General features: G+C 56.7%; 10 protein-coding genes. 3 read left to right on the forward strand and 7 right to left on the reverse strand.

Annotated elements, in window-relative coordinates; all coding sequences use genetic code 11:
* Positions 1 to 8 precede the first annotated feature (8 nt).
* From IEV54_RS14590 to IEV54_RS14605, 4 genes are all read right to left on the reverse strand, one after another.
* Positions 9 to 644, reverse strand: a complete 636-nt coding sequence (locus IEV54_RS14590) for a TetR/AcrR family transcriptional regulator (RefSeq protein ID WP_150278977.1) — start codon at positions 642 to 644, stop codon at positions 9 to 11.
* Between the two features lie 165 nt (positions 645 to 809).
* The gene (gene putP, locus IEV54_RS14595; protein ID WP_150278976.1) at positions 810 to 2,285 is read right to left on the reverse strand and encodes a sodium/proline symporter PutP; all 1,476 of its coding nucleotides are present in this window, start codon (positions 2,283 to 2,285) and stop codon (positions 810 to 812) included.
* A gap of 112 nt (positions 2,286 to 2,397) precedes the next feature.
* On the reverse strand, positions 2,398 to 5,553 hold the full coding sequence (gene putA, locus IEV54_RS14600) for a bifunctional proline dehydrogenase/L-glutamate gamma-semialdehyde dehydrogenase PutA (protein ID WP_150278975.1): 3,156 nt from the start codon (positions 5,551 to 5,553) through the stop codon (positions 2,398 to 2,400).
* A 252-nt stretch (positions 5,554 to 5,805) separates the two neighbouring features.
* Positions 5,806 to 6,576 carry an AraC family transcriptional regulator gene (locus tag IEV54_RS14605; protein ID WP_150278974.1) on the reverse strand — a complete coding sequence of 257 codons (771 nt, stop codon included), beginning with the start codon at positions 6,574 to 6,576 and terminating at the stop codon, positions 5,806 to 5,808.
* A gap of 147 nt (positions 6,577 to 6,723) precedes the next feature.
* Between IEV54_RS14605 and lon the strand changes: the two genes are divergently transcribed.
* Positions 6,724 to 9,132, forward strand: coding sequence for an endopeptidase La (lon, locus tag IEV54_RS14610; protein WP_150278973.1), 2,409 nt, complete (start codon positions 6,724 to 6,726; stop codon positions 9,130 to 9,132).
* Between the two features lie 64 nt (positions 9,133 to 9,196).
* On the opposite strand, the gene IEV54_RS14615 is transcribed toward lon, so the two are convergent.
* Entirely contained in the window at positions 9,197 to 11,425 is a 2,229-nt protein-coding gene (locus IEV54_RS14615) for a type IV pilus assembly protein FimV (protein WP_150278972.1), read from the reverse strand.
* A gap of 348 nt (positions 11,426 to 11,773) precedes the next feature.
* On the opposite strand from IEV54_RS14615, the gene cmoA reads away from it, so the two are divergent.
* Together cmoA and cmoB are read left to right on the forward strand one after the other, a co-directional pair.
* On the forward strand, positions 11,774 to 12,514 hold the full coding sequence (gene cmoA, locus IEV54_RS14620) for a carboxy-S-adenosyl-L-methionine synthase CmoA (protein WP_150278971.1): 741 nt from the start codon (positions 11,774 to 11,776) through the stop codon (positions 12,512 to 12,514).
* Positions 12,511 to 13,479, forward strand: coding sequence for a tRNA 5-methoxyuridine(34)/uridine 5-oxyacetic acid(34) synthase CmoB (cmoB, locus tag IEV54_RS14625; RefSeq protein WP_150278970.1), 969 nt, complete (start codon positions 12,511 to 12,513; stop codon positions 13,477 to 13,479). The genes cmoA and cmoB overlap by 4 nt, the downstream gene beginning before the upstream one ends.
* A 13-nt stretch (positions 13,480 to 13,492) precedes the next feature.
* Here the strand turns inward: cmoB and IEV54_RS14630 are convergent, their stop codons facing one another.
* Complete coding sequence (locus IEV54_RS14630) at positions 13,493 to 16,612, reverse strand: bifunctional diguanylate cyclase/phosphodiesterase (RefSeq protein WP_188434471.1); 3,120 nt, start codon at positions 16,610 to 16,612, stop codon at positions 13,493 to 13,495.
* Positions 16,613 to 16,678: 66 nt separating this feature from the next.
* Positions 16,679 to 17,473, reverse strand: a complete 795-nt coding sequence (locus IEV54_RS14635) for an acyl-CoA thioesterase (RefSeq protein WP_150278968.1) — start codon at positions 17,471 to 17,473, stop codon at positions 16,679 to 16,681.
* Between the last annotated feature and the right edge of the window lie 25 nt (positions 17,474 to 17,498).

Below are 17,498 nucleotides of genomic sequence, written 5' to 3' on the forward strand. Positions count from 1 at the left end.
TGCGTTTGTTATTGATGGGCATCAACGGGTTTCAAGACCCCGTGAAGAACCATGTCGAGCAACTGATCCGCGATAGCGACAAGGGATTCGTTACGTCCCGAAATGCGGTTGACCAGCACGCTCCCATAGGCCAGGTTGCCAATCACATCAAGCATTTGCTGCGGATCGGTTACACGGCAACGGCCACTGTCGATGAGCTGCTGATAAACATCGATCCAGGCCTGGCGGCGCATATCCGAATAGGCGAAATAACGTGGCTGGCCCACTCTTCTGAATTCTGCGGATTCGTGCACGAAAAGCTCTATAGCTTCGGGGTGAGACTGGAAAAAAGCCATGTAGGCCTTGAAGCCCTCACGCAGATGCTCCAACGGATCATTGACTGTGCGAACCGCGTCATCCACCTGGGCTGTCAAGCGTTGCATGACATCCTCGACTGCGGCTCGAAACAATTCGTCCTTGGTGGGGTAGAAACGATACACCGTTCCCTTGCCTACTTTTGCCAGGTCCGCGATCTGCTGTACTTCAGTGCAACGGAAACCCTGCTCGGAGAATACCTTGATGGCCGCCGCCAGAATTTGCTCACAACGCTCTGCCGCAGGCATACGGCCACGTTTGGCAGAAGATGCAATAGAATCGGAGGACATGACCCACACTCTCGGACTGACGCGTCAGTCCGTATTAGAAATCAGCGAGAGTTTGAATGCAAGATTGAAAGAGGGAAAGACTGTTGCACAATAAACCGCTGCCAGGGTCGACAGCGGTTTACTGGATGATGAAAGTGCGGGGCGGACAGCACCCCGCCTCGGTACCTAGTAGCGATTGGCTACCTCATCGAAGGTAGCTTCGATGGTGCTGGACGGTGGAGCACTCAGCAGAGTCGCAACCACGATGGCGATGGTCGCCAGGATCACGCCGGGCACGATCTCGTACAACCCGATAGTATCAATCTGCTTGTACACCACGACAGTGATACCACCAACGATGATACCCGCCAGCGCACCATTGCGGTTCATGCGCTTCCAGAACAGTGACAGAATCACCGCTGGACCGAAGGCAGCACCAAAGCCGGCCCAGGCATAGGACACCAGACTGAGAACAGTGCTCTCTGGGTTGAAGGCAAACATCAAGGCCAGGATCGCAATACCCACAACTGCAAAGCGGCCCACCCACACCAACTCAGACTGGGTGGCGTCACGACGGAACAGTGCCTTGTAGAAGTCCTCGGCGAGCGCAGAGGACGATACAAGCAACTGCGAATCCGCTGTGGACATGATTGCAGCCAGCACTGCTGCCAACAGAATGCCCGCAACGATCGGGTGCATCATTGCCTGAATCAACGCCAGGAATACGGTTTCAGCATCGCCAATACCGGCTTCGCCCAGATAACCGATGCCTACCCAGCCAACCATCAATGCAGCCACCAGACAAACGGCGGTCCAGAGTACGGCGATACGGCGCGCTGTCGGCAGCGCTGCATCATCGCCAATAGCCTTGAAACGAGCCAGGATATGCGGCTGACCGAAGTAACCCAGACCCCAGGCCAGCAGCGAAATGATCGCGACGAAGCCCAACGGGTTGCCTTCGACATCGTTGAAGAAGGTCAACAGTTCGGGATTACTGGCCGCCATGGCCTCCTGGGCATTACCCCAGCCACCCATGGAGTTGAGTGCCATGATTGGAACGATCACCAGTGCTGCAGCCATTAACAGACCCTGTATCACGTCTGTCCAGGAGACAGCCAGAAAGCCGCCAAAGAACGTATAGGATACGATTACCAGCGTACCGACGATGACCGCTGTCTGATAATCCAGTCCGAAGGTACTTTCAAACAGCTTGCCTGCCGCAACCAGACCGGAGCTGGTGTAGAAAAGGAAGAACAGCAGAATGAAAATTGCCGAAATCACCCGCAATGCGCGGCTCTTGTCTTCAAAACGGAACTCGAAGTAGGCCGGAAGGGTCAAGGAGTCATTGACCGCATGGGAATAGACTCGCAAGCGCCTGGCAACGATCAGCCAGTTGAGATAGGTACCTGCTAGCAGACCCGCGGCGATCCAGGTGGCTTCATAACCAGCAGCCAATGCGTAACCGGGCAGCCCCAGCAGCAACCAGCCACTCATGTCCGAAGCGCCAGCCGAAAGAGCCGCTGTGCCAGGTCCGAGGGAACGTCCGCCCAAAATGTAGTCAGACAGGTTGGTGGTTCGTTTATAGGCGACGTAGCCAAGGGCTAACATCACCGCGATGTAGACCGCAAAGGTCGCACTCACAATGCCGATATTACCAGTCATGGGTTCTTCTCTCTTTTATAGTCGGACGGTCCCTGTCCTGTTATTGGTATGGGGAAGTACTGATCAATTCCCTCTGTTCCACGGCGTCAGCCCTAGACTGACGCGTTGCTGCTCATGGCTCACCATCGCCCAGCGACAGCAGGCTGGCGTTACCGCCAACGGCCGTCGTGTTGATGGTGCGCGTACGTTCAGTGACAAAGCGTAGCAAATAATGCGGCCCTCCGGCTTTCGGACCCGTGCCGGACAATCCCATTCCGCCAAAGGGTTGCACGCCAACAACGGCACCGATCTGGTTGCGATTGATGTAGACGTTGCCAATGCGTACCCGACGATCGATATGCAGCGCCGTATCTTCGTTTCGGCTGTGAATACCCAGGGTCAGTCCGAAGCCGGTAGCATTAATCTCGTCAATCATCTTGTCCAGCGTGTTATTGCGCCAGGTGACCACGTGCAGCACTGGCCCGAAGTGCTCCTTGTCCAGTTGACTGATACTGTCCAACCGGAAAGCCGTTGGGGTTACAAAATGACCATTCAGGCTAGCTGGCAGGGGCGTCTCGCCAATCAGTCGATCCTGGGCCTTCAGGGTCTCGATATGCTTGAGCAGATTTCCGCGTGCATCCTCATCAATAACCGGCCCCACATCGGTCGAACGCTCGAACGGGTTACCCACATGCAGCTCGGCCATGGCGCCTTTGAGCAACTCCATGACCCGCGGTGCGATATCTTCCTGAATGAACAGCACACGCAGTGCCGAGCAACGCTGGCCCGCACTCGTAAAGGCTGAATGCACCACGTCCTTGACCACCTGCTCGGGCAACGCGGTGGAATCGACCAACATGGCGTTCTGGCCACCGGTTTCGGCAACCATGGGCGCGATGGCACTGTCACGGGCGGCCAGGGCACGGTTGATTACGTGCGCAGTCTGAGTGGAGCCGGTAAACGCAACACCGGTAATGCGGGGGTCGGAAGTGATGACACTGCCGACCTGCTTGCCATCACCCGGTAACAGAGCCAGTACATTGCCGGGCAGACCAGCTTCGTACATCAATTCGACACAGCGCACCGCCAGCAGACTGGTCTGCTCTGCAGGCTTGGCAACTACGGTGTTGCCGGTCACCAGGGCTGCCGATACCTGGCCGAGAAAAATGGCGAGGGGAAAGTTCCACGGACTGATGCAGGCAAAAACCCCACGACCCTGTAAATACAACTCGTTGCTCTCCCCGGTCGGTCCGGGAAGAGTGATGAGCGCAAAACGCTGGCGGGCCTGCACTGCGTAATAGCGGCAGAAGTCTACGGCTTCGCGCACTTCATCAATACCGTCCTGCAGGCTCTTGCCCGCCTCACGAGTACAGATCGCCATCAACTCCGGCATGTGCTTTTCCAGCAGATCAGCCGTACGTTCGAGTATTGCGGCACGCGTGTCTACCGGCGTGGCGTTCCAGGCAGGGAACGCTGCCGCCAGACTGTCAATGGCGTTGTGGGTCTGCTCGGCCGTGGCCCATATGACTTCACCCACCTGATGGGAAAGCTCGTAGGGGCACATCACGGCTCGCGCATCACCGGAAAGACGCTTGCCTTCGACCAGCGGGGCGCCGGTCCAGCGCGCGTCCATGTGCTTGTCCAGTTCTGCCTTGAGTGGTAGCCAGTGCGAGAGGATATTCAGATTGATACCCCGTGAATTGCGTCGCTCGCTGCCATAGATATCGACCGGCATCGGAATACGATTGTTGGCTTTCGAGGCGTGACGCCGCAGGCTGGTCAGCGGGTGTTCAATCAAGGATTCAATGGGTACTTTCTTGTCGACCAGCTTGTGCACGAAGGATGAGTTCGCACCATTTTCCAATAGACGGCGTACCAGGTAAGGCAACAAATCCTTGTGCGCGCCCACAGGGGCGTAAATACGTACTGCGCAGCTGTTTTGCTCCAACACCGTATCGTAAAGCGCGTCACCCATGCCATGCAGGCGCTGGAACTCGAACCGGCGATCACCCGCCATGGAAAGAATGCAGGTGACGGTATGGGCGTTGTGGGTAGCGAACTGCGAATAGATCAGGCCTTCGGTCTGTTCGCTGAGCAGATAGCGTGCGCAGGCGAGATAAGACACATCCGTACCTTCCTTGCGGGTAAAGACGGGATATCCCTCCAGACCGGCCTGCTGACACAATTTGATTTCGGTATCCCAGTAGGCGCCCTTTACCAATCGCACCGGAATCAGATCGCCTTGCTTTTTTGCCAGCAAAGTAAGCCAGCAGAGCACCGGTAGGGCGCGCTTGCTATAGGCCTGTACGACAATACCGAAATCACCCCAGCCCTTGGAGTCGGTATGGTTATAGATGCGTTTAAACAGTTTCAGGGACAGCTCGAGACGATCCGCCTCTTCCGCATCAATGGTAATGCCCACTCCCCCAGCCCGCGCCTGACGCACCAATCCGAGCACAGTTTCACTCAACTCCTCGAGCACCTGCTGTTCACGGGCGCTTTCGTAGTGAGGATGCAGAGCAGACAGTTTGATCGAGATTGTGGGCTTGGGGCTCTTTCCCTTGTACTTGTCTTCGGCCAATGCGGCGATCGCGCTGCTGTAGTCAGCCAGGTACTTGGCGGCGTCAGCGCGAGTCAGCGCGGCCTCACCAAGCATATCGAAAGAGTAGGTATACCCACGATCGCGTTGCTCTTTGGCATTCTTCAGTGCTTCCTTGATGTTACGCCCCAGGACGAACTGCTTGCCCATGATGCGCATTGCCTGAAGCATCGCATTACGAATGACCGGCTCACCGCTGCGTTTGATCAGACGGCCCAGGACGGTTCCGGGTGTGCCGTCCTGACGCTTGTCAAGATTGACGACCTTGCCCGTCATGACCAAGCCCCAGGCGGCGGCGTTAACCAGGGCACTCTCGCTCTGACCAACGTGTTTGTCCCACTGGGCGGCATTGAGCTTGTCCCGAATCAGCGCATCGGCTGTGTCATCATCGGGCACGCGCAACAAGGCCTCGGCAAGGCACATGAGCATGATGCCTTCCTGAGTATCGAGACTGTATTGCTGAAGCAAAGCGTCAATGCTGTCGCTGGCGTTATCGCGCTTGCGAACGTCCTGAATCAGCTTTGTCGCCCGTTGCGAGAGCGCAGCCAGATCATCGGGCTCGGCCAGCTTCTCCAGCTCGGTCAGATAGTCCGCTTCGTCGACTGCATAGTTTTCGCTGAGGATCTTGAGAAACTCATCAGGATTACTATCGAGAAATGTGCCCTGTAGGGACTCACTAGCCTTGAACATACTGTTCTGCTCCTTTTCCGCCCGACTGCTCTCGCTGAGAACCAACGCGTTCGGGATGAGAAATGCTTCCTCTCATAACCCTAGCCCATAGATGGCTTGCGGACGAACTTGCTTGTTGTTTTCATGCGACTTGTCCCAGCCAGCGGACAAACACACACGCCTTCAGGCCACTTTAGAAGGCGGCTCTGGCCGAATCTTGCAAAAACCTGGGATTTTGTTGCAAAAAACTCCGAAACACAGGGTATCGAAGCTTCAATAGCCGCCATTCACACGAAGTTTGCCCGGCGTCAGTCCACAGCGCTGGCGCACGGCATGGGTAAGAGCGCTCTGACTGGAAAACCCACAACGACTGGCTACCTCAGAGAGCGGCAGGGCGCTGTGACAGATCAAGCGAACCGCTTCTTCGACCCGCGCGCCCAGCAGGTACTGGTGTGGTGACTGCCCTGCCCGCTTTCTGAACAGTGTATGGAAGTGGCTTGGGCTTATATGTACCTGGGCCGCCATCTCGGCAACACTGACCGGCTGGTCCAGGCGTTGACGGATATAGGCATCGAGCCGTGACAGATCCAGGCTGTGGGGCTGCCGGACCTGCGCTGGTAGCGAGAACAGTCGATCATGCAAGGTATGCAGCAAGACACCCCCAAGGTGCCAATTCAAAGGCCCTTCAAGGCGGCTTGGGCGCGTCAGTTCGTGGGCTGCGAAGTCCAGAAGTCCTTGTACGCGCTGGTCCAGACGAATAAAGCGAGGCTTTTCAAACAGGCGTGACAGTCCATCGTCGGTGAATCCCATTGCAGAGGAGCCGTCCGTAGGCAGATCGAGGATCAACATATGGTTGCTGCCTCTACCAGAGAAAGCATGGGCTTCATGCCCCGGCACCAGACAGGCATGTAGGCGACTGACCGCACCACCCTGCCCCATCACCTCGAAATCCGCGCAACCATTGAGTCCCACGATCAATTGGTGCTGGGCATGGGCGTGGGTCGAGCACTGTGTGGGAAGGTCGAGAACCCGGGTACGAATCATGCTAACTGGCCAGTAGATACGGTTTTTTATAGTAGTCCCTGCCCGAGGCCGCCACAAGCCATGTGGCAACCATTGAAATACAAACCCTTCGACTCCATTTCTTGTCTATAGGCGGCGTACCCCAATTGCAGCAAACAGAGAGGCTCCATGACCGACAACGACAATGCGCATTCAGACTACATCGAACGGGACGAACCCGGTGGCGAAAACGCTGGCACGGGACTGGCGATACCGGACCAGCGCCTGCCTGACAGGTTGTACCTTCTGCCCGTCAGCAACCGCCCCTTCTTTCCCGCCCAGGTCATGCCGGTGGTCATGGATGAAGCACCCTGGGCCGAAACCATCGAACGGGTCTCAGGCACCCCCCACCACGCATTGTCCCTGTTCTTCGTCGATGGCCCGCTGGCGGCAGACGGCAAGCTCGACTTCGGCCATCTCCCGGAGACCGGGTGCGCTGTAAAGATACATCATGCTGTAAAGGAAGACGGCAAGATCCAGTTTATTGCACAGGGCCTCACCCGAGTGCGGATCACCCAGTGGTTGAGCCGTAAACCGCCTTATCTGGTAGAAGTTGAGTATCCCAAGGCACCCACTGACGAGCGTGATGAAGTCCGCGCCTATGCCATGGCGCTGATTAATGCAATCAAGGAGCTGCTACCGCTCAACCCCCTTTACAGCGAGGAGTTGAAGAACTATCTAAACCGCTTCAGCCCAAACCAGCCTTCGCCACTGTCCGACTTTGCCGCCACACTGACTTCCGCCAAGGGGAGCGAATTGCAGGATATTCTGGAAACCATTCCGGTTCTGCGGCGGATGGAAAAGGTGCTGGTGTTGCTCAAGAAAGAAATTGATGTTGCCCGGCTGCAGGGAGAGATCAGCGCGGAGGTCAATCGCACCATCAGCGATAGCCAGCGCAAGTTCTTTCTCAAGGAGCAACTCAAGATCATTCAGAAGGAACTGGGTCTGTCCAAGGACGACCGCACAGCGGATATCGAGCAGTTTCGCGAACGCCTGAATGACAAGATTCTCCCAGATGCCACGGAAAAGAAACTTGAAGAAGAACTCAACAAGTTATCAGTGCTGGAAACCGGTTCGCCTGAGTACGCGGTGACGCGCAATTATCTGGATTGGGCTACCTCGATACCCTGGGGCATCACCCATGCCGACAATCTGGACATTGCACACGCTCGGAAAATCCTTGATCGCGACCATGACGGATTGAAGGATGTGAAGGAACGCATTCTTGAGTTTATTGGCCTGGGTGCATTCAAGGGAACCGTTTCAGGCTCGATCATGCTTCTGGTGGGACCCCCGGGCGTGGGCAAGACAAGCATCGGTCACTCCATTGCCGAAAGCCTCGGTCGTCCCTTTTATCGTTTCAGTGTTGGCGGTATGCGTGATGAGGCAGAGATCAAGGGGCATCGTCGCACCTATATCGGGGCGATGCCGGGTAAATTTGTGCAGGCGCTCAAGGATGTCGGGGTAATGAACCCGGTAATAATGCTGGACGAAATCGACAAACTGGGATCCAGTCATCAGGGTGACCCTGCCTCGGCGTTACTGGAAACCCTTGACCCCGAGCAGAACAGTCAATTTCTGGATCATTATCTGGACCTGCGTCTGGATCTGTCCAAGGTGCTGTTCGTCTGCACTGCCAACGTTCTCGACAGTATTCCCGGCCCGTTGCTTGACCGCATGGATGTCATAAGGCTGTCGGGTTATATCAGCGAGGAAAAGCTGGCCATTGCGAAAAACCATCTATGGCCTCGACAGCTGGAGCGCGCTGGCGTGCGGAAAAGTCAGTTGCGCATCACCGACAAGGCTCTTCGTACCCTGATAGAGGGCTATGCCAGAGAAGCTGGCGTGCGCAATCTCGATAAACAGTTGGCCAAGGTCGTACGCAAATCAGTGATGCGGCTCCTAGAAGACCGGGAACAAAAAATCAGCATCAAGCCCGAGGATCTCTCACAACTGCTCGGCTCTGCGCCTTTTCGTAAAGAGAGGACCCTCAAGGGTGTGGGGATCGTTACCGGCCTGGCATGGACGTCGATGGGCGGAGCAACCTTGCCGGTAGAAGCCACCCGCATTCACACCCTGAACCGTGGTTACAAACTCACTGGCAAACTGGGTGAGGTGATGCGCGAATCGGCAGAGATAGCGTACAGCTATATTTGCGCCAACCTGAAAAGCTATAAGGCCGACCCAGAGTTCTTCGACAAGGCCTTTGTTCACCTGCATGTACCCGAGGGCGCCACACCCAAGGACGGCCCGAGCGCGGGAGTCACCCTGGCTAGCGCTCTACTTTCCCTGGCACGCAACCAGTCACCCCGCAGGTCAATGGCCATGACTGGGGAGCTAACGCTGACCGGACAGGTGCTGCCCGTGGGAGGTATTCGCGAAAAGGTCATTGCCGCGCGGCGTCAGTCCATTCATGAACTGATACTTCCTGAAGACAACAGGGGCGAATATGAGGAGCTACCTGATTACCTGAAGGAAGGTATGCAGATACATTTCGCCAGCCACTTCCGCGACGTAGCCAACAGGCTGTTTGCATAAGCAAAAAAAAGACTCGATGGTTTGCCATCGAGTCCTTTTTACCTAGACAGCCAGAAATCAGCTATTACTTCTTGTCTGCCGGCTTGTCGTGTTCGGCGTCTGTAGAACTGAAGTGCTTGTCCTGATCAGCATCAAGCTCCTCTACTTGGGGAAACTTGTGCAGGCTGCTTTCGAACTCTTCTTCCGAAATGGTTCTGTCAGTATCGTTGACTGCCTCACGATTACTGCTCTTGCGCATGGGCTCGGGACTCAGACCGTCAATCAGATCCCAGTCAGGGTCCAGAGTGAAGTCATTCAGATTCAGTTGACTGGTATTCGATTCGTCATGCTCTTCATCGATGCCAGTGCGGAATGCTGCATTTTCTTCCTCGTCCTCACCCAACAACGGTTCGAGACTATCGACTTGCTCGACCACATCACCCCTGTCGTTGAACATGAGCGGGAACCGCGCCTTGATCTGGTCAATACGCTCGACTTCGCCACCTAGCTCAGTCACTTCCTCTTCCTGTTCGGCAAAGGCAGCGCCATCACCCAGCTCGGCCAGAACGCGCAACTGCTTATAGCGCAAATCCAGGCGCTCGGGCTCTTCGTCAATTGCCTTGTCGAGCATGGTGCGCGCTTCAGCGAATCGGCCATAGGTAACATAGAGCTCTACGCCATCCAGGGGATCCACTACCGGCTTGGCAGCCGGCTGTGCGACGGGCCGGGCAACCATGGCAGGCACAGTAGTGATGTTCGAGGAAAAGCCGCCATGGGGCTCATTTACCACTGGCCGGGCGACTTCAGCTGGCTCCTCTTCCTGATGACGACGACGTGATAGTAGCCAGCCCAGCAGGAAAGCAATGAAAACCAGAGGCAGAGTCAACCAACTGAGCCAGGAAGTAGAGCTCGCGGTTGCCTCGGGCTCTTCACCCGGCAATACATTGGCGGCTACTGCGCCCGCGGTCGGATCATCACTGCCACCTGCGGCGGAAGGCCCAGAGCCAGCGTCACCGGAACCGATAGATCCCGCCCCTGCCGTGCCGGCAAGATCGCCATCCATTTCAGCTTCCGCTGCCTTGGCTGCGCGCAACACTTCCAGCTCTGCCTGCAGGCTGGCAATCTGTGCATCTCGAGCGTCAAGCTCGCTGAGCAAAACGTTGAATCGGCTTTCCAGCGCGTTCAATCTACCCAATAGAGCGGCGGAGTCTGCATCAACTGCCTCAAGGGTAGTCTCCTCGATTCGCAGGCGCACTTCTGCGCTATCGGAATCTTCAGCAGGTAGCGTATCTGCAATGACCGCTGCATCAGATTGAGTCTCAGCAGAGGGAGCCACTTCAGAGGCATCTGCCACGGGGTCTGTAGCTGGCTCTGCCTCCTCGGCTGGTAGCACTTCAGCCAACTCGCTCGCATCCTCTTCAGGACGTGCAACCGGTGCTACAGGCTCTTCAACGGCAGAGGGTGCGGCTGGTGCTTCTGCAACAGATTCCTGCGTCGCATCCCGGCCGGCAAGCAACTCCTGGGGTGCACCTGCAGTCACAAGCTGCTCTGTAGTCGGCATGATCAGGGTGTGTCCCTGACGCAGCTTGTCAATATCGCCACCGATGAAGGCTTCAGGATTGAGAGCGTGGATGGCCGACATACTTACCCGGATTGGGACCGAGCTATCAGGGCGCTGATTGACCGCGATATCCCACAAACTGTCCCCGGCGACGGTTGTATATTGCCGGGCTCCCGATTGCGGTTGCAGGTCAGGTAGCGACTGAAGTGCCGTACTGGCTGGCTGACTGGCTGGCTGAGCTACCGCCTGATCAGCCTGGCGTGCCACAGGAGCACTCGCGGGAGCAGGTGCACTGACGACAGGTGGCTGGGTTCGCGGTGCAACAGGGGCAGCGATGCTGGCTGCCTGAGGGTCATACAAGGGTGGGTCGAGCAGCACAGTGTACTCTCGAAGCATCCGACCGCCGGGGCGACGCAGTTCTACCAGAAAGTTCAGGTAGGGCTCGCGCACCGGCCGCGTGGATTCAACGCGGATAAGCAACCGGTTGTTCTCGACGACGGGCACGAAACGCAGATCGGTCAGAAAAAACGGTCTGTCGATGCCAGCCCTGTCGAAAGCATCAGGTGCGGCCAGTGAAACGATGATATCGGAGGCAGAAAGACCCTGCGCATCCTGCAACTGAATCGTGGCACTCAAGGGTTGATTCAATGAAGAATCCAGCCGCATTTCCCCAAGACCCAGCGCATTACTAACACCCACATATAGAGCGGCCAATGAGGCAACTCCAACTATCACTTGGCGTTTGACTGCCATACCCTTTCCTCTTTTCCTGTAAGTGGCGTCGACACTACCACTTGCGCTATCCGTCGCATTCCCTTTGGGGAGCGTCAATAGTTTTCGTGCTGCAGCCCAATGTTCGACAGTATGCCACTGCTCGAGACGTAAACGAACAGTAAAACGGACCGAAATGTCAAAAAAACCGCATAGGCTGCGCAATTAAACAAGAGCGCCATTCCCATGGCAGGCTCTGACCCAGGACTCTCCACACGGAACATGGCAGGTTGCCACCAGATACGGCAGTGAAGCAGTCAGGGTCACATCCTGTCAAGTGCGGCTACTTCCGGTAATATGCCTGCTTTTCTGCCAGGCTGGAAACAGGCAATGACCGAGACAGACAAGCTTTTCGCGCAGCCGCGCGCGCAGATCGGCGACTTCGCTTTTGACGACGAAGTCGTTCGTGTGTTCCCCGACATGATAAAAAGATCAGTGCCGGGTTATCCAACGATCGTCGAAACCATTGGCCTCATTGCCGGGCAATATGCCAGGCCTGATAGCCTCATTTACGATCTTGGTTGCTCGCTAGGGGCAGCGACACAGTCAATGCGCCGTCACGTTCGCGCATCTGGATGCCGGATCATGGCGGTAGACAACTCCGCACCCATGATCAGCCGCTGTCGGGAATACTTGTTTGCTCAGAACGCCATGGTTGAGGAATTGACCCCGGTAGAGGTCATGGAGGCTGATATTACCCGACTCGCGTTGCAGCCCTGTTCGGTAGTTGTGCTCAACTTTACCCTGCAGTTCATCCCACCGCCCCAACGTCTCCAGCTTCTGACAGATATCCATCGCGCGCTACTGCCCGGCGGGTTGCTGATTCTCTCGGAAAAACTCGCCTTCGCAGACCCCAGAACACAGCAAAACCTGGAGACCATGCATTATGTTTTCAAACGGGCGAACGGCTATAGCGAACTGGAAATTGCCCAGAAACGCAGTGCCATTGAAAAAGTGATGCTACCTGACACGCTTGAAGCTCATCAGGACCGCCTTTTCAAGGCCGGCTTCAGCCATAGCCATAGCTGGTTTCAATCACTGAATTTCTGCTCGATGATGGCCCACAAGTGATCGATTACACGACTTTATATGAGCATCTGTCCCAGAGCAGCCTGGCGCACTGGTTGTCCAGCCTTCCCGAGGCTCTTGATCTACGACTCCGTGATGTGAATCACGGCGACATGGAGCGCTGGGAAAACGCCGTAGCCCAGTTACCGGCAGCGTGCCCATCTTCCTTCGAGGTAAGCGACGCGGTGCGGATAGGCTCAGCCCAGGACCTCGCGACTGGAGATCGCGAGCAATTGGAAAGCGCCTTGCGTGGCTTGCAACCCTGGCGCAAGGGGCCGTTCGAGATATTTGGTCTCGTGGTGGACTGTGAATGGCGCTCGGACTGGAAATGGCAGCGCGTCATCCCTCACGTGGACCTGAGGGGCAGAAAGGTTCTCGACGTAGGCTGCGGCAACGGTTACCACATGTGGCGCATGTGGGGCTGCGGTGCAGCAACGGTGATAGGTATCGACCCCAACCTATTGTTTATAAATCAATTCAGTTCAGTGAAGAAATACATTCCAGATGCCCCGGTCTGGCAATTGCCCTTCACACTGGAGGATTTGCCTGAACCCGCTGGCGGATTCGATACGGTATTTTCGATGGGCGTGTTATACCACCGTCGCTCGCCAGTAGATCATCTGCTGCAACTCAAGGGCTGCCTGCGACCCGGTGGTGAGCTGGTGTTGGAAACCCTGGTAGTTGAGGGCGATACAGACACCTGCCTGCTGCCTGAGGACCGCTACGCGCAAATGCGGAATGTCTGGTTCTTGCCCTCGGTCGCGATGCTGGAAAAGTTGCTGCGCCGCAGCGGATTCACGGATGTACGCTGCATCGATCTTAACGTGACTTCGACTGCTGAACAGCGCAGCACCGAGTGGATGCGGTTTCAGTCACTGTCTGATTTCCTTGACCCGCTGGATCCCCGGTTGACTATTGAGGGTCACCCCGCTCCTTTACGTGCCACGCTTGTGGCACGTAAACCCTGATGCTATTTGCCTTTTACTGCTCCCTGAGCCACGCCACCAGCTCTGCTGCCGGCAGGGCCGGAGAGAACAGGTAACCCTGGCAGGCTCCGCAGTGGCGCTCCTTCAAAAAGCGCCACTGCGCATCAGTTTCCACACCCTCTGCGACTACATTCAGGCGCATATTGGCCGCCAGATCCAGGATGGTTGTAACCAGCTGGTTATCCTCGGCCCGCTCAGGCACGCCAGCAAGAAAACTCTTGTCAATCTTCAGCTTATCCAGCGGGAAACGGCGCAGATAAGCGAGCGAAGAATAGCCTGTGCCGAAGTCGTCAATTACCAGACCTACCCCGAGCCCCTTCAACTGATGCAGTGTTTGCTCTCCCTGATGGGCGCTGGTCATCAATGCACTTTCGGTGATTTCCAGCTCCAGCTTCGAGGCGCTAAGCCCGCTTTTTTGAAGAGCTGAGCGGACCAGTTCCACCACATCCAGGTGTACAAACTGACGAGGCGACAGATTGACCGCCACACGCTCGGGGGCAACCCCCTCAAGCTCCCACTGCGCCATCTGCCGGCACGCCTCATTCAGAACCCAGTGCCCAACCTGCACAATCAGGCCGCTGTGCTCGGCAAGAGGGATAAAACGGTCCGGCGGTATAAGACCACGCTCCGGATGTCGCCAGCGTACCAATGCCTCCACGCCAATGGCGCGCCCGTTACTGACCCGAATTATTGGCTGGTAGTGCAACTCCAGCTCAGCATTCTCCAGTGCCTTGCGCAGGCCTCGCTCCATCTCGAATCGGGCGCTGGCTTCTTCGGTCATGGCTCGATCATAGCCACAGACCTGATCGCGCCCGCTGCTCTTTGCGGTATCCATCGCCGCATCAGCGTGACGGACGAGATCCGCTGCGACCTGGCCATCGTCGGGATAGCAGGCAAACCCGACACTTGCACCAATGTATATCTCCCTGCCGTCAGCAAGCACGATCGGTGAGCGCATGACGTCACAGACCTGCTCTCCTACGTGCCGAACAGCTGCGGCAGACAAGCCGGGAGCAATGACCAGAAACTCATCCCCGCCAAGCCTGGCCAGGGTAGCTTCCTGGGGGCAACAGGTGCTCAGGCGCTCGGCGGCCTGGCGGAGTACCTCGTCACCTACTGAGTGTCCAAGGCTATCGTTGATCGCCTTGAAGCGGTCCAGATCGATGAACAGCACAGCGATGTTGGCGTCATCGTGTATAGCCTGAACCAGCCCCTGCTCAAGACGCAACATGGCCCGGTTGCGGTTTGCCAGCCCCGTGAGGCTGTCAAAATGCGATATGTATTGCAGCTGCTCCTGGCTACGCCGCAAGCCGCTGAGATCACTGAACATAACCATGTATCGGTTAATTCGACCGCCCTCATCACTGACGGCTGTTACGTTTACCCACAGAGGAACGTTGTACTCGTCCGGCCGATCAATAATCACCTCTCCCTGCCAGTAACCTTCGGTGCGCAGCTCACGAAGCACCCTGCGTCCCAGAGCCCAGGGATCGAGCAGGCGGCTGCGCACCAGGGGGCGCTTGCCCACCGCACGTCCGACGGCCAGGCCGGTAATAATGCTGAAGGCGGGATTATGATTGATGATCCGGAAGTGCTCATTGAGCACCATCATGCCCTCACGACTACTTTCGAACATGGCGGCGGCTTCCTTGAGGGCCTGCTCATGCCGTTTGCGATCGGTAATGTCTTCCACAATCATCACGTAATACTGTGCTGCGCCCTCGGTGTCACGCACCAGCGTCACCATCAGATTGATCCAGGCCAGCTCACCATCGCGGCGAACATAGCGGGCTTCAACAGTAAACTTGCTCGAGGTTCCATAACGCAGTTCGCGCAACATGGTTTCGATCATCGGCCGGTCTTCACGATAGAGCGTACCGTTGGGGGTCAATTCCCTGAGGTCTTCCTCACTATAGCCTGACCTTTCGTAGTAACTCGGATTGGCGCTGATAAACTCACCCGAGGGTGAAACCAGCAACACACCTACCGCCGCATGCTCGTATATGGCCGCAAAGCGTTTCTCGCTCGCTTCCCGCTCGTCAGCCAGTCGGGACTTCTGTACCACCAGGGCAGCGAGCCGTGCAAACTCATCGAGCAGCTGCAGGTCCCCTGCATTGGGATTACCGGTTTGATCAAGATGAATGATGAACCAGCCCAGAACGGCTCCGTCGGCCCCGGTAAAAGGGACAACCCAGCAGGCTGCAACACTGCATTGATTCGCCTGCGTGCGCATTTTTGCCCAACGTGGGTCTGTGGAAATGTCATCAATAAATACCGGGGTGTCACGATACAGACCAGCCAGCCCCGTGTAGCTCAGATCAACGGGGGCAGCCGCCTCGCGGGGAATAATAAGCTCATGAGCGCTATTGGGCGCTGCCAGAACCTGCAAGGCGCCACCGATCTCGTTTTTCAGTACGATAGATGCGCGCTGGCCGGTTTGGAGAGCCTCCCATTCAAGAACCAGACGGTTGGCCAGGTCCTGAATCCCTGCGTCCCCCAACAGCCCGTCCAGCACACTCATCCGAGCAGACTGTATGCGCATCTGCTCTTGCTGCTGCTGAATATCGTTGAGCGTACCGATCACCACTTCGCCACTTTCGACCGTGGAATAGGGTCGTGCCGTAAGTCGGCACCAGTGGTAACGTCCATCCTCGCGACGCAGCCTGAGATTGATACGCAGGGTGTCCGAATGACCCTCACGCACGCGTCGCAGATAATTGTCCAGTAGCGGTTGATCCTCTGCATGCAGGAAATGCAGGATTGAAGAGCCGAGGATGGAACGGGGCATGTTGCCGGCAATCTGCGCCCAGGCCTGATTGACGTAAACCAGCCGACCAGAGTAATCAGCCCGGAACACGGCATCAGTGATGGCCGACATGACCTCCCGGTTACGCTCAAGTGTGGTCGAAGCGTTGCGCTCCAGCTCGAGCGTGTGCAGGCGCTGCAGATACCAGGCAATCGCCATGACGGCTACGGCGATCGCCAATAACAACATGAACAGATCAAACTGACCACGCCATTGCGTATTGAAGGCAAGCACGGCGGTCAACGCAGCTACCAGCAAACCAGCTACCAGCGTTGCCAGGGGCTTGAGAAGATTCCTTGTTTTCGCCATTGGCTGCATATCATCCCTAGTTGTTCAGCGACGGCCGCCTACCCCCAGCAAATGGCTCGAAGCAATCTAACCAAAAACCGTGACCGTCTGCCGACTAATAGCGACCAGCGTACCGTCTTCCCGCCACACCATGGCCGAAGCATGCCCGTAACCGTCACGTGCATGATCGATGTTGGCCCTGTACAGAAGCCAGTCAGTATTACCCTGATCCGGTTGGGGCTGCACGAACTCGATTGTCCAGGTCAGTGAACTCGCCGGGGCAAACCGCTTTAGATGCGGCAGTACGGCTGGAGGCCATACGTCCACAAGCCCGAGAATATGCGCCTCGTGTACGGCGCCTTCGTCTTCGCGAAAACGCATCCAGCCACCCATTTCGCGTTTTTTGCTATTCGTGAAAGGCAGGTCACCCAAGGCCCAGCGCACCGCAAAGTGGCGCAGAAAAACCGGAGTGACCCCCTCGATATAGGGCATTTCTACGCAGTCGTTGACCGCTTTTACTGTGGGAGCCGGCTCGCTTGCAAGGGAGACTTGCGACTCACGTGAAGCCCCGAAACTACCCTGGACGATACACATTATCTGGCCGTTCTGTCGCGCCATGCCCAGCATTTGTGTGACCGCCTTGCCTTCGCGCAATACCTGAGCCTCGACCTGCATGACCTCCCCGGGCGCAACTGGCCCCACAAAGGTAATAGCCAAGGATCGTACCGGTCGGTCTTCAGACAAAGCAGCCCGCATTCCCTGATATACGAGAGCCGCTACAAGGCCACCGTAAGCCGCCCGCCCCTGGGCCCAGCTTGCCGGAATAGTCACTTCCTGCTCCGGCGATCTGGCGAGCGCAGCAAGCAATTCTGCAAATGTCATTGTTTCATTCCTGTAATCAAGAAAC

Origin of the sequence: Halopseudomonas salina (assembly GCF_014637955.1) — a bacterium.
Classification (GTDB): domain Bacteria; phylum Pseudomonadota; class Gammaproteobacteria; order Pseudomonadales; family Pseudomonadaceae; genus Halopseudomonas; species Halopseudomonas salina.

Coding starts and splice junctions, on each gene's coding strand:
- IEV54_RS14590 (WP_150278977.1), bottom strand. CDS start 644: ATGTCCTCCGATTCTATTGCATCTTCTGCCAAACGTGGCCGTATGCCT.
- putP (WP_150278976.1), bottom strand. CDS start 2,285: ATGACTGGTAATATCGGCATTGTGAGTGCGACCTTTGCGGTCTACATC.
- putA (WP_150278975.1), bottom strand. CDS start 5,553: ATGTTCAAGGCTAGTGAGTCCCTACAGGGCACATTTCTCGATAGTAAT.
- IEV54_RS14605 (WP_150278974.1), bottom strand. CDS start 6,576: ATGATTCGTACCCGGGTTCTCGACCTTCCCACACAGTGCTCGACCCAC.
- lon (WP_150278973.1), top strand. CDS start 6,724: ATGACCGACAACGACAATGCGCATTCAGACTACATCGAACGGGACGAA.
- IEV54_RS14615 (WP_150278972.1), bottom strand. CDS start 11,425: ATGGCAGTCAAACGCCAAGTGATAGTTGGAGTTGCCTCATTGGCCGCT.
- cmoA (WP_150278971.1), top strand. CDS start 11,774: ATGACCGAGACAGACAAGCTTTTCGCGCAGCCGCGCGCGCAGATCGGC.
- IEV54_RS14630 (WP_188434471.1), bottom strand. CDS start 16,612: ATGGCGAAAACAAGGAATCTTCTCAAGCCCCTGGCAACGCTGGTAGCT.
- IEV54_RS14635 (WP_150278968.1), bottom strand. CDS start 17,473: ATGACATTTGCAGAATTGCTTGCTGCGCTCGCCAGATCGCCGGAGCAG.